Below are 12,438 nucleotides of genomic sequence, written 5' to 3' on the forward strand. Positions count from 1 at the left end.
CCGGCCTGGTATCCCGAATCCGCGCCAGGCCAAACAGCTCCCTCAGCCGGCCTTCCGGTCGAGGGGGCTGGTGAGGCGGGCGACGGCGGCGACCACCTCGGAGGCGTTGGTCAGATCCTGAAGGACGATGTCGGCGCCCGCCTCACGCAGCTCGGCCGAGGTGGAGCGGCCCGATGCCACGGCGATCATCGCGGCCCCGGCGATGCGGGCGGCCTGCACGTCTCTGGCCGAGTCGCCGATCAGGACCGTGTTGGACCCGTCGCAGGCGTACCCGTACATCCGCTTGACCCTGCCCTGGGCGACCTGGAGGAGGGTCGCCTTGGGGTAGACCTCCTCGCCGTAGCCGCCGACCTCGAAGTCGACGTACCTCTCCAGGCCGAACGCCTCCAGCTTGAGGATGGCGTTGCTCTTGATGGTGCCGGTGAGCACCGACTGGACCACCCCGTCGAGCCTGGCCACGGCCTTGAGCGCCTCCTTGGCGCCGGACATGACGCGCCCATCCTTGCCGAGACGCTTGCGCCTGGCGGCGAACGCGCCGGCGAGGGCGTCGATGAAACGGGGAAGGTGGTCGTCACCGGTCACGATGCCGTTGATGGCGAGCGTCTCGAAGATGATCTCCGAGTCCGGACGGCCCATCGCGGGCGCCAGCTTCACCAGCGGGCGCCCGGTGACCTGCCGGAACGCGTCGGCGTAGGCCTCACGGGTGACGATCGCCACGTCGACCAGGGTGAGGTCGACGTTCCACAGCACGAGACGGTTAATGGGGGGCCTCCGAAGGCGTAAGGGGTGCGCGCTCAGAGTACGACGAACGCGCGCCCCCGACGCCGAGCCATGCCCAACTTGTCACCCGTCGAGAGGAATGCCCCGGCTGACCGCTCAGGTCGTCCGGATGGGGGGCTCACGTCGCGGAGCGAGACACCCCGGACGGCCGGTCACTTGGCGTGGTCGAACGCCTTGGACAGGGAGTCGACGACCGGGAAGCCGGAGGCCGCGAGGTCGGCGCGGCTGGTCATGCCCCCGGTGTAGAGGACCGCGCGGGCGCCCACATGCTCGGCCGCGTGAGCGTCGTCGAGGCTGTCGCCGATCACGAGGATCTCGGACGGCTTGACGTCGAGCGACTCGATGTGGACCACCATGTGCTCAGCCTTGCCTCCACCCGGTGCGCCGTTGCTCAGGCCGTCGATGCGGGCGAAGTAATCGGAGATGCCCAGCTCGGAGGCCTTCCGCACCAGCCGGTCGTGTGCCCACATGGACAGCAGCGACTGGGTGCGCCCGGAGTCGGCCCAGGTGCGCAGGCAGTCGAGGGCCTCCTCGGCGAGCGCGCACGAGAGCATCAGCCTGTGGTAGTGGTCATGGAAGGCCTGGTCGAGCGCCTCCCACTCCCCCTCGCGCAGGGGCCGGCCCAGGATGCGCTCATAGGCGACCCAGATCGGGCGGGTGTAGGCGGCCCGGAAGCCGTCGTTGTCGAATGCGGCCACGCCGTATGGCTTGAAGACCTCGTTCGTGGCTCCCACCACGGCTTCGATGTCGTGAAAAAGCGTGCCGTTCCAGTCCCAGATGATGTGCTTCATATCGGGATCCAGGATAAGCGAACCCTTCGGATCAAGCACTCGGATATAGGGGTGGGGGCCCGGCGGGTCAGGTGAGGAGGTCGGGGATCTCCTGGGTGGCGTACCACAGCAGCTCGTGGGCCTCGGCGCCGTCGACCTCGAACCGGGCGTCGTCGTCGCCGTCGTCGGCGGCGAACACGGCCGCGAGCGCGGTCTCCACGTCGGGTACGGCCTGCGGGTCGTCGACGTGGGCGGCAGCGATCTTGTTCATCGGCACCGCGACCGGGATCCGCACCCGCGAGCGCTCGTCGATGTCCGTGCCGGCCTTCACCATGTCGTCCGGCACCTCGGCGGCGATCACCACCCGCCGCGCCGGGACCTCCACGCCGTCCGCGCGGTCGGCGGCCAGCATTCGCAGGGACGCCCTGGCGGCGTCGGTCAGGGCGACGTATTCGAGCTCCTCGGTGTCACCCGAGACGTACCACTCGACCAGTGCGGGGGTCACCGCGTAGCCGGTCAGCGGGGCCGGGCCGACCTCCCCCGTGGCGACCACGCTGGCCAGGGCGGGAAGGGTGCACGGCAGGTAGACGCGCATGCGTTCGTTCCTCATTCACGATATTTCCGGATATCGGGGCCAGAGCGGCGCCCGATCAACTCCACGAGTGTGCCAGGCGCCGCGTCACCGCCCGTACAGGATCACGCAAGCCGGCCCGAGAAGGCCCGCGCGGACCGCCCGGCGAAGGACGCCGGAGCCGGCTGGTGAGGCCGCCGCGAGGTCACACGGGAGGGCGGAGGGGAAGGCTGCACAGGGCCTCCACCGCCGCTATGGTCGCGTCGGCGTCGCGGTGGTGCAGGCCGACGATGCCGAGCGCGCGGGCGGCCTCGATGTTCGCCTCGATGTCGTCGATGAAGACGCACTCCTCCGGGCGCAGCCCCACGAGCCCGAGGGCGTGGTGGAAGATCCGCGGCTCGGGCTTGCGCATGCCGACCTCGCCCGAGATGACGATCTGGTCGAAGTAGTCGTCCCAGCCCTCCCGGAGGTAATGATCGCCCCAGGAGTTGGAGACCAGGCAGGTGGACAGGCCCGCCGAGCGGGCGGCGCGCAGCATGTCGTACATCGTCGGAACCGGCCGGAACCCCGCGAACATCCTCGCGAGCAGGCCTTCGGCGACGGGTGGCACTCCGTCGAGCGTCACGAGCTTCGCCGCCAGGTCGCGCTCGAACTCCGCCGCGTCGATCTCTCCGCGCTCAAGGGCGTGGATCGGGCTCTCCCCGTCGGCGTTCCCCTCGTAGGCATGGCGTATGAGCTCGCGCATCAGGTCACGGTAATGGGCGTCATCGATGCCGTCGGCGGCGAGCCATTCGGCGATGGCCTCATGCAGGCCGGTGGTGAGCACGCCACCCCAGTCGATCAGTACACCCTTCACCATGTCTGCTCCTCATGTACGGCTCGGCCTTTCAGAGTAAGCCGAGCCGTTCTCCTACCGGGTGCCCAGCCCCACCGGAAGGACCCCCTTGGGCTTGAGAGCCCCGGTCAGAGCCTTGGCGGCCGCCTTGAGGGACGCCTCGCCGTCGGAGTAGACGGCCAGGGCCGTGTCGTAGCCGCGCAGCCGCGCCAGCTCGTACGGGGCGCCCATCGAGACCACGACCACCCGCTTGCCGGTGCTCGCCATCGCCGAGAGGAGCCGCGTCTGGGCCGGACCGGCGTCCTTGGTCGTGACGACCACGGTGTCGGCCCCGACGGCGGCGGACCGCGCGCTCTCGATCTGCGAGGCGGTCGGGGTGTCCCCGGTGCCCGCCGCCGACGCGCCGTCGAGCATGCCCGCCAGGCGCCTGCCCGCCGGGCCCGTGACCAGCACGTCGCCCTTCACGGGAAGGCCACGCGCCCCCTTCACGGGCGTCACGGAACGGTCGGCGATGCCCTGGGCGGTCTCGCGGTGCTCGTCCGAGCGCAGCACTTCGGCGGCCTTGCCCGCGTCCGCCACGGAGCCTTCCAGGATCCCCCGGGATGCCTTCAGCGTCAGCAGGCGCCTGACCGACTGGTCGAGCCGCTCGCGCGAGATGCGCCCTGACTTGACCGCGTCGAGCACCGCGCCGTAGGCCTTCGGGAAGTCCGGCGGCATGAGCAGCAGATCGACGCCGGCGAGGATCGCTCGCACGGCCACCTCCGCGTCGCCGTACCTCTCCCGCACCCCCTTCATGTCGAGGGCGTCGGTGCTCACCACGCCGTCGTAGCCGAGCTTGCCGCGCAGCAGCCCGGTCAGGATCGGCTTGGAGAGCGTCGCGGGGTCGCCCGACGGGTCGAGCTTCGGCATCACGACATGGGCGGACATCACGATGTCGACCCCGTGCTGGGCCGCCGCCTTGAACGGAGGCGCGTCGATCTTCTCCCACTGTGACCGGGAGTGCCGGATCACGGGCAGGCCGCTGTGGCTGTCGACCTTCGTGTCGCCGTGCCCGGGGAAGTGCTTGGCCGCGCTGCCCACCCCCGCGTCGTGGAACCCGTCGACGGCGGCCCCGACCATGGCCGCCACCCGCGCCGGATCCGACCCGAACGAACGGGAGCCGATCACCGGGTTGTCCGGATTGACGTTGACGTCGGCGACCGGCGCGAAGTCGAGGTTGATGCCGAGGGCCCGCAGCTCCTCGCCGGTCACCCGCGCGGCCGTACGGGCGTCGCCGGGGTCGCGCGTGGCGCCGATGGCCATGCTCCCGGGCACGTCGGTGACGAGCGGGCTGAGCCGCGAGACGAGGCCGTTCTCCTGGTCGGCGCCGATGATCAACGGGATCTCCGAGGCCTTCTGCAGGCCGCCCGTCAGCTTGACGATCTGGCCGACGTCCTGGACGTTGCCCGCCCAGGGGAACAGGATGACGCCGCCCGGATGGTATTTGCGTACCACGGCCGCGGGGCTGGCCACGCCGAATCGCGCCTGGTTGTCGCCGTGGGCGCCGTCGGCGCGCGAGCCGTACAGGACCGGCATGAACAGCTGCCCGACCTTGTCCTCCACGCTCATCGCGGCGAGCGTCGCCGGGACCGAGGGGCTCGGGGACGCGCTCACCTCGGGGGAGGCGGTGACGGCCGGGGTGGAGGAGGGCGGGGCGCTCGTGGCCGGAGGGGCCTGCTCCGCGCCGGAAGAAGCGCCGGCGCACCCCGCGGCCATCGACACGATCATCAGTAACGCCGCCGCGCGCAGAGGTCCACCCATGGCCTCAACCGTATCGGCGTCGTCGCGTGGCCGGCCCGCCGTTCCGCGACCCGAGACCCGGCCCCTCAGAGGGGCCTGGCTCAAAGGGAGAGGTCGGCGAGGCCGGGCAGGTGCGCGCGGGCGGCGGCGCGGGCCGCCTCGGGGGTGCTCGTGGCACGCGCGGCAGCGGCGGCGGCCTGGCACTGGTCGAGGGTGTGCCGCGCCAGCGCGGCGCGTACCCACGGCAACGCGGGCGCGCCCATCGACAGCGATGTCACTCCGAGGCCGGCGAGCACGCACGCGAGCGCCGGATCGGAACCCGCCTCTCCGCACACCCCGCACGGGACGCCCGCCGACGCGGCGATCGCGACGAGGTCGAGCATGACGGGCTGCCAGGGGTCCTGGTAGACCGTCAGCGCCCCCACCTCCCGGTCGGCCGCGAAGACGTACTGCGCGAGGTCGTTGGTCCCGATGGAGAAGAAGTCGACGGCGGGCGCGAGGTCGGCGGCCCTGAGCGCGGCGGCGGGGATCTCGATCATGATCCCGGCCGACGGGAGGCCGGCCGCCCGGCAGGCGCCCGCGAACCAGGTGGCCTCCTCGGCGCTCGCCACCATCGGGGCCATGACGTGGAGCTCGGCCGAGGTGCCCTTGGCGGCCCGGGCGAGCGCCCGGAGCTGGTTCACCATCACATCCGGAAATATCCGCAGAATCCTCAGCCCGCGCTCGCCCAGGGCCGGGTTGGGCTCGTTCCCCGTGGGCGGCAGGAAGCCCAGCGGCTTGTCCGCGCCCGCGTCGAGCACGCGCACCACCACTGGGCGGCCCGGGAACGCGGCCAGGACCTCGTGGTACGCGGCCTCCTGCTCCTCCTCCGAAGGGGCCACCTCGCGGTCGAAGAAGAGGAACTCCGTGCGGTAGAGCCCCACGCCCTCGGCGCCGTACTCCAGCGCCGCGGCGAGGTCACGCGGCCCTCCGACGTTGGCCAGCAGGGCCACGGGGTGCCCGTCCGCGGTCGCGCCCGGCCCCTTCGCCGACGACAGCACGCCGGCGCGGGCGTCCGCGGCCTCGATCGTCGCCGCGACCTCCTCGTCCGAGGGCACGAGCCCGACCATGCCCGTGGTGCCGTCGACGAGCACGAACGTCCCGTTCACGATCGACGTCGCGCCCGAGCAGGCCACCACGGCCGGTACGCCCATGGAGCGGGCCAGGATCGCGGTGTGGCTGGTGGGGCCGCCCTGCTCTGTGACGAAGGCGGCGACGACCTCCTTGGACAGCAGCACCGTGTCGGCGGGAGCGAGATCGCGGGCGACCAGCACGTACGGGCGCTCGCCCTTCTCGGGGAGGCCGGGCATGGGTATGCCCGTCAGCTCGGCGATCACCCGGTCGCGGATGTCGTCCAGGTCGGCGACCCGCTGCCCCAGGTATCCCCCGATCTCCGCCAACATGTCGTGATATCTGCCGAAAGCTTCGTAGACGGCGCGCTCGGCGGCCGTACCGGCATCGATCAGCTCGGCGACCTCGGCCGACAGGGTCGGGTCCCGCGCGATCAGGGCCTGCGCCTCCAGCACATCTCGCGCGTCACCGCCGGCCGCCTCGCCACGGGCCGAGAGCTCGGCGGCGACCCGCGCGACGGCGGCCTCCGCACGCGCCGTCTCGCCCACAGGATCGCCGTCGTGCCGCGAGCCCGCGGGCGGTTCGGGAACGGTGCCCCCAAGCAGGTACGCAGGACCGTACCCGGCGCCGGGGCTGACCCCGGCTCCCGTCAGCCTCTCCATCGCGGCCTGACCGAGGGCCGTCTCACGGAGCCGACACGATCGCGGCCAGCTCGTCCAGCAGCTGGTCGGCGCCATCGCCCTCGGCGTGGATGACGATCGCCTCCCCGTTTTTGACGTCCAGCGCCAGGATGGAAAGGATGCTCTTCGCACTGACCGGCGCTCCGCCGGGCTTGGCGACGGTGACGTCGATGGGCGCCTTGGCGGCGGTCTGCACGAACGTCGCGGCGGGACGGGCGTGCAGGCCGACCTCTGACTCCACGATGACCTTGCGCTCGGGCACGGTTCCTCCTCAACTGGCCGGGCGGTCCGGACCACCCGTTCAAATCAGTACGACTGGCGCGTTATTCCAAAAGAGACGCCTTATAGCGGTAACGGCCAGTCAACACCGGTTAGATCGGATACGACCAGATCAGCAGCGGAGAGTTCGCTCACGTGGTGGGTTGTCGCCACCCCGACACAAGTCATACCCGCCGCCTTGGCCGCCGCGATCCCCGCGAGCGAATCCTCGAACGCGACGCACTCCCCCGGACGCGCTCCGGCGGCCCTCGCTCCGGCGAGGAACCCGGCGGGATCGGGCTTGCCGATGGCGACATCCTCGCCGGAGACGATGGTACGTACCACGTCGTCGATGCCGAGCAGCTTGAGGCAGCGGAGGGCCCACCACCGCCGCGCCGAGGTGACGAGCACCACGGGAAGGCCGTGGCCGTCGATGCGCCGCACGAGGTCGGCCGCGCCCGGGACCGGGGTGACCTCCGGAAGCCCCGGCCTGTCGTAGTAGGACCTCAGCTCGGCCAACAGGTCGTCGACGTGCCTGCCCGGGAACAGCAGGGCCTTCTCGGCCAGCACGTCGGGCCCCCGGCGTCCCATGAACTCCCTGAGCAGGTGCTCGTCGTGGTCGACCCCGTGGTTGACCAGCAGAGTGCTCCACAAAGCGAGGCTCCGCCGCTCGCTGTCGACCAGCGTGCCGTCGAGGTCGAAAAGCGCGGCCTTCGCTGCCACCCGCCGTTCCCCCTGACTCTCGATCGCGCCGGCGCCCCGGGGCTCAGTCCCACTGTAGGAGCGGGTCTCCCGCTCGCACGGGCCCGGCCGTGACGACCGGGCTCACAGTACCGGGGCGGGCGTCGAGGGCGACCACCGGGCAGACCGGGGACCTTCCGCCGGCCTCGATGGCGGCGGGGTTCCAGGCCACGACGGGCTGCCCGGCCCGCACCCGCTCCCCCTCGCTGGCGAGGAGCCTGAAGCCCTCGCCCCTGAGCTGCACCGTGTCGATGCCCAGGTGGACGAGGACCCCCCTGCCGTCCTCGCCCACGATCACATAAGCGTGCGGGTGGAGCTTGAGGATCCTGCCGTCGATGGGCGCGAGGACCCTGCCTGGCTCCCTGGCCGGGTCGATGGCCGTGCCCGGTCCCACCAGGCCTTCGGCGAAGACCGGATCCGGCACGGCCGCCAGCCCCACGACGGACCCCGCCACCGGGGCGAGAACAGTGGTCACAGGCCTCCCACCTTGGCGTCCCGGCGCGGGGATCAAGCGATGATGTCGTCGATGTCAGAGGCGATCGTGTCGGCGTCGGGGCCCACCACGACCTGGACGACGTTGCCCGCCGCCATGACGCCGTGGGCACCGGCCGCCCTCAGTGCCGCGTGGTCGACCTTGGACGCGTCGCGGACCTCGGTGCGAAGGCGGGTGATGCACGGCTCGATGTCGATGATGTTGTCAGCTCCACCGAGACCGGCGATGATCGCGTTAGCGTCTGCCGCCATTTCCGTCCTCCTCATTACGCCCGAGGTAAAGGTAATGAGGTTATTCCGTCTGCGTCACCTTGTTCAGGCCGCGCGGAGAGTCGGGGTCGATGCCGCGCCTGCGGGCGAGCGCCTCGGTCAGCATCTGCCCGGGGACGATGAGGCCCATCGGCGCCACCCATTCGGGCAGCGCGGGGCCGTTGAGCGCCGCCGTGGAGGCCGCCGCCAGCTCGGGGCCGCCGCCCACGCCGAAGGAGGACGCTCCCGCGCCGGTCACCCGCCGGGCGAGCGCGACGGTGCCGGACAGCGTCGGCCCCTCGTCGGCCGCGACGAGCAGCGCGGGCGTGCTCTCGTCCACGACGGCGATCGGCCCGTGCAGCAGGTCGGCGTACGAAAGGCCCATGGCGTGCAGGTAGCACGCCTCCTTGAGCTTGAGCGCGGTCTCCAGCGCGGTCGAGAACGCCATGCCCCGGCCCGACACCACCACGCCCGACACGTGGGCCAGCCCCTCGACCACCGCGTCCAGGTCGCCCGGGTCCGCGATCAGCTGCTCGACGGCGTCGGGCACGCGGTTCAGGTCGTCGGCGTCCACGTCCGCGCCGAGCCCGAGCGCCAGCACGGCGAGTGCCGCGAGCTGGGTGGTGTAGGTCTTGGTGGCCGGGACGGCCTTCTCCTCGCCCGCCTCGGTGCACAGGGCGAGGTGGGCCGCCTGGGCGAGCGGCGACCGCTCCCCGCCGTTGGTGATGGCGACCGTGCTGGCGCCGCAGTCCTTGGCCCAGCCGAGGGTCTCGACGATCTCCTCGGTCCTGCCCGACTGCGAGAGCGCGACGGCGAGCACGCCGGTGAGGTCGAGCTTGCGCTTGTAGGTGGTGGCGATGGAGGGGGCGGCGAGCGAGGAGAGCCTGCCCGCGTGCGCCTCGATCAGGTAGCGGCCATAGACCGCGGCGTTGTCGGAGGTGCCCCGGGCGATGAAGACGAGCTGCCGGGTGCGCCCGGCGAGGTTCTTCACCTCGTCGATCCGCGGGAGCAGGGCATCGAGCGTGGCTCGCAGCGCGGCCGGCTGCTCGGCTATCTCGCTGCGCATCTTGGTCGTCATCCGTGCCCGTCCTTCAGCTGCGGAGGGCGAGATCGGGCCGTTATCGATCCGTCGCCGGTCCGTACGTTGACACTCATTTCTGGCGTGTGGTCTAGTCCGGACTAGACCAGCACAAACCCTAACTTATACCGACACCGACATCGAGAGGGGAGAGGATCAGTGGCCCAGATCGACCCCGACAGCCCCGTGCCGAAGTACTTCCAGCTTCGCGAGATCCTCCTCGACCTCATCGAGAACAACGAGCTCTCCATCGGGGCGGCGATCCCCTCCGAGCGAGAGCTCTGCCAGCGTTTCGGCCTGTCAAGGATGACCGTACGCCAGGCGGTGGACCACCTGGTCTCCGAGGGCCGGCTGCACCGCGTCGCGGGCAAAGGTACGTTCGTGGCCCGCCCGAAGATCGAGATGGCGCTGCGGCTCACCTCGTTCAGCGACGACATGCGGGCCCGTGGAATGGAACCGGGCTCCCGCGACCTGGACCGGCGGGTGGTCCGGGCCAGCGCGCACCTCGCGCGGGAGCTCGGCATCCAGCCGGGCGAGGCCGTGCACTTCATCGAACGGCTGCGCACGGCGGACGGGGAACCGCTGTGTATCGAAAGGGCCCACATCCCGGTCTCCTTCGCGCCGGACCTGGAGACGTTCGACCTGTCCGGCCGGTCGCTCTACGCGCTCCTGGAGACGCGCCACGGAGTGGTGCTGGACGCGGGAGAGCTGACCATCGACGGTGGAATCGCCGATCCGGGCGACGCCGATCTGCTCAAGCTGCCCCGGGGCGGTGCCGTGCTGCTGCTCCAGCGCCGGTCGTTCACCGGCGGCGTCTGCGTCGAGTTCGGGGTCTCGACCTACCGTGCCGACCGGTACCAGCTCCGCACGGTGCTGGAGATACCGACTCGGCGCAGCTGAGCCTTCCATCCCATTCCTGGAGGAAAGCCGATGAGCTCCACCTCGGCCGACGCGGGCCCGCCCGCAGCCCCCTCATCCGCCTCCGTCCTCATGGCGATCATGTCCCGCATCGGCCGCTCGCTGATGCTGCCGATCGCCGCCCTGCCCGCCGCGGGCCTGCTGCTACGGCTCAGCCAGGACGACCTCCTCGGACGTACGCGGAACGCGGCCCTGGACAAGATCGCCGAGGTCGTGGGGGGCGCGGGTGGAGTGCTCTTCGACAACCTCCCCATTCTTTTCGCCATCGGCGTGGCCGTAGGGTTCGCCCGCCGCTCCGACGGGTCCACGGCGCTCGCCGCGCTGATCGGCTACCTCGTCTTCGACCGGGTCTCCAAGCTGCTGTTCTTCGACGCCTCCTCCGGATTCGCCGTCCACAAGAGGGTCGCGCAGACGATCGTCGGGGCCGACGGCAAGCCGACGGAAGTGATCAACCTGGCGGCGGGCAACCCGACCGGCGTGCTCGGCGGCATCGTGATCGGGATCACCGCCGCCCTGCTCTACCAGCGCTACTACCGCATCAAGCTGCCCACCTGGCTGGCGTTCTTCGGCGGGCGCAGGTTCGTGCCGATCGTCACGGCCTTCGTGGCGCTGCTGCTCGGCGTGGTGTTCGGGCTCCTCTGGCAGCCCGTCGGCGAGTGGATGACCAGCTTCGGCCGGTGGCTCGCGGACCACTCCACCGCCGGCGCGGGGATCTACGGCGTGTTCAACCGGCTGCTCATCCCCCTCGGCCTGCACCACTTCCTGAACTCGATCGTGTGGTTCCAGGTGCCCGACTGCACCGTCGCGGGCAAGCAGTTCGCGGGTGATCTCACCTGCTACCTGCAGGGCAACCCCGGATCCGGCGAGTTCATGGCCGGCTTCTTCCCTGTGATCATGTTCGGCCTGCCCGCCGCCGCCATCGCCATCTGGCGCGCCGCGCCGCCGCACCGCCGCACCGCGGTCGGCAGCATCATGATCTCGGCGGCGCTGGTGGCCTTCGTCACCGGGATCACCGAGCCGATCGAGTTCGCGTTCATCTTCGTCGCCCCGCTGCTCTTCGTGATCCACGCCCTGCTCACCGGGCTCTCGATGGCCCTGGTCGCCGCCCTGGACGGGCATCTCGGCTTCAGCTTCTCGGCGGGCGCGATCGACGCGACGCTCAACGCCACCAAGTCCAACACCGACAAGTTCTGGCAGATCATGTTCCTCGGCCTGATCTACGCGGTGGTGTACTACGTGGTGTTCAGCTTCCTGATCAAGCGGCTGAACATCCTGACCCCCGGGCGCGAGCCCGAGCCGGACGTGGACTCCGGCGAGCCCAGCACCCGCGCCAACGCCCCCTGAGCGGGTTTCGGACGGTCCTCCTCGACGCGCCGGCCTTCCGCAAAGGGCGCCCGGCGGACCGCCTGACGCTCCAACCGGCGGTGATCTTTACGGCGCAAGCCGTACGAACCGGCCGCTGGAGCAGGAAGTTGGAGCGCGCCGTATCACCGGGCCGGGCCGGAAACTCATTAGTGCGTCAAGTTTCGCCGACGACACCGGAGTGCCCCGATGTCCCGTCCCCCCCGACCGATCACCCTCCCCCGGTTGCGCGCCGTCCCTCCGGCCGACCCGCCCTACGACGACGAGCGCGGCCCCGGCTCGCCGCCCCTGCCCCCGCCGCCGACCCAGGGGGCACTCGCCCTCGCCTACGACCCGCCCTGTGACCCGCCCTGTGACCCGCCCTGTGAGCCTCCCTGCGAGCCTCGTGCGCCTTTCGCGCCTCACCCGCCGAGCGGGCCTGGCCGGCCTCGCACCCCCCGCCCGCCGAGCGGTCCGTACGCCATCCGCGCGGGCGGGGCTGCGGGGTCGATGCCCGACGAGCGCAGGCTGCGGAGTCTCGGGCAGGCCATGGCCGAGATCCTCGCGGGTCGCCGCCCGCCGAGCACCGTCGCCGACCGCCTCACCGAGCGGGCGTACGCCGAGCTGGTGCGCGCGGGAAAGATGATCCACGCCAGACGGCCGCCGATGGCCGGGCTGCCCCACGTCAACCAGCCCCGTGACGGCGCCGTCGAGGCGTGCGTGCTGGTCCACTGCGGCGAGCGCAGCCATGTGCTGGCGATCCGCCTCGAACGGCACGGCACGCAGTGGCTGTGCACGGACTTCGAAACGGCGTGAGACATGGAGACGGCCCCGCG

General features: G+C 71.3%; 14 protein-coding genes. 3 read left to right on the forward strand and 11 right to left on the reverse strand.

Going from position 1 to position 12,438, the window contains the following annotated elements; all coding sequences use genetic code 11:
* Positions 1–42: 42 nt before the first annotated feature.
* The 11 genes from AB0O34_RS04310 to AB0O34_RS04360 all read right to left on the reverse strand — a co-directional run bounded on the left by AB0O34_RS04310 (position 43) and on the right by AB0O34_RS04360 (position 9,343).
* Positions 43–750 carry a haloacid dehalogenase-like hydrolase gene (locus AB0O34_RS04310; protein ID WP_363912448.1) on the reverse strand — a complete coding sequence of 236 codons (708 nt, stop codon included), beginning with the start codon at positions 748–750 and terminating at the stop codon, positions 43–45.
* 182 nt (positions 751–932) lie between these two features.
* The gene (locus AB0O34_RS04315; RefSeq protein ID WP_363912450.1) at positions 933–1,571 is read right to left on the reverse strand and encodes an HAD family hydrolase; all 639 of its coding nucleotides are present in this window, start codon (positions 1,569–1,571) and stop codon (positions 933–935) included.
* A gap of 67 nt (positions 1,572–1,638) precedes the next feature.
* Positions 1,639–2,145, reverse strand: coding sequence for a hypothetical protein (locus AB0O34_RS04320; protein WP_363912452.1), 507 nt, complete (start codon positions 2,143–2,145; stop codon positions 1,639–1,641).
* Between the two features lie 181 nt (positions 2,146–2,326).
* Positions 2,327–2,980: an HAD family phosphatase gene (locus AB0O34_RS04325; protein WP_363912454.1), complete on the reverse strand. Its 654-nt coding sequence runs from the start codon at positions 2,978–2,980 to the stop codon at positions 2,327–2,329.
* A 51-nt stretch (positions 2,981–3,031) separates the two neighbouring features.
* Entirely contained in the window at positions 3,032–4,756 is a 1,725-nt protein-coding gene (locus tag AB0O34_RS04330) for a glycoside hydrolase family 3 protein (RefSeq protein ID WP_363912456.1), read from the reverse strand.
* A gap of 80 nt (positions 4,757–4,836) precedes the next feature.
* Positions 4,837–6,507 carry a phosphoenolpyruvate--protein phosphotransferase gene (gene ptsP / locus AB0O34_RS04335; RefSeq protein ID WP_363912458.1) on the reverse strand — a complete coding sequence of 557 codons (1,671 nt, stop codon included), beginning with the start codon at positions 6,505–6,507 and terminating at the stop codon, positions 4,837–4,839.
* A gap of 22 nt (positions 6,508–6,529) precedes the next feature.
* Positions 6,530–6,787 (reverse strand): HPr family phosphocarrier protein, encoded by a 258-nt coding sequence (locus AB0O34_RS04340; RefSeq protein ID WP_363912460.1) that lies wholly within the window; start codon positions 6,785–6,787, stop codon positions 6,530–6,532.
* Between the two features lie 80 nt (positions 6,788–6,867).
* Entirely contained in the window at positions 6,868–7,506 is a 639-nt protein-coding gene (locus AB0O34_RS04345) for an HAD family phosphatase (protein WP_363912462.1), read from the reverse strand.
* A 43-nt stretch (positions 7,507–7,549) separates the two neighbouring features.
* On the reverse strand, positions 7,550–7,999 hold the full coding sequence (locus AB0O34_RS04350; RefSeq protein ID WP_363912464.1) for a PTS glucose transporter subunit IIA: 450 nt from the start codon (positions 7,997–7,999) through the stop codon (positions 7,550–7,552).
* Between the two features lie 32 nt (positions 8,000–8,031).
* Positions 8,032–8,268 carry a PTS glucose/sucrose transporter subunit IIB gene (locus AB0O34_RS04355; RefSeq protein ID WP_363912466.1) on the reverse strand — a complete coding sequence of 79 codons (237 nt, stop codon included), beginning with the start codon at positions 8,266–8,268 and terminating at the stop codon, positions 8,032–8,034.
* Positions 8,269–8,308: 40 nt separating this feature from the next.
* Positions 8,309–9,343, reverse strand: a complete 1,035-nt coding sequence (locus AB0O34_RS04360; RefSeq protein ID WP_363912468.1) for an SIS domain-containing protein — start codon at positions 9,341–9,343, stop codon at positions 8,309–8,311.
* 159 nt (positions 9,344–9,502) lie between these two features.
* On the opposite strand from AB0O34_RS04360, the gene AB0O34_RS04365 reads away from it, so the two are divergent.
* The 3 genes from AB0O34_RS04365 (at position 9,503) to AB0O34_RS04375 (ending at position 12,418) form a co-directional block, all read left to right on the forward strand.
* On the forward strand, positions 9,503–10,243 hold the full coding sequence (locus AB0O34_RS04365; protein ID WP_363912470.1) for a GntR family transcriptional regulator: 741 nt from the start codon (positions 9,503–9,505) through the stop codon (positions 10,241–10,243).
* Between the two features lie 30 nt (positions 10,244–10,273).
* A complete protein-coding gene (locus AB0O34_RS04370; protein WP_363912472.1) occupies positions 10,274–11,605 on the forward strand; it encodes a PTS transporter subunit EIIC in 1,332 nt (443 codons plus the stop codon).
* A gap of 207 nt (positions 11,606–11,812) precedes the next feature.
* Entirely contained in the window at positions 11,813–12,418 is a 606-nt protein-coding gene (locus tag AB0O34_RS04375) for an Rv3235 family protein (RefSeq protein ID WP_363912474.1), read from the forward strand.
* The last annotated feature ends 20 nt before the right edge of the window (positions 12,419–12,438 follow it).

Origin of the sequence: Sphaerisporangium sp. NPDC088356, from assembly GCF_040685555.1 — a bacterium.
Lineage (GTDB): Bacteria > Actinomycetota > Actinomycetes > Streptosporangiales > Streptosporangiaceae > Sphaerisporangium.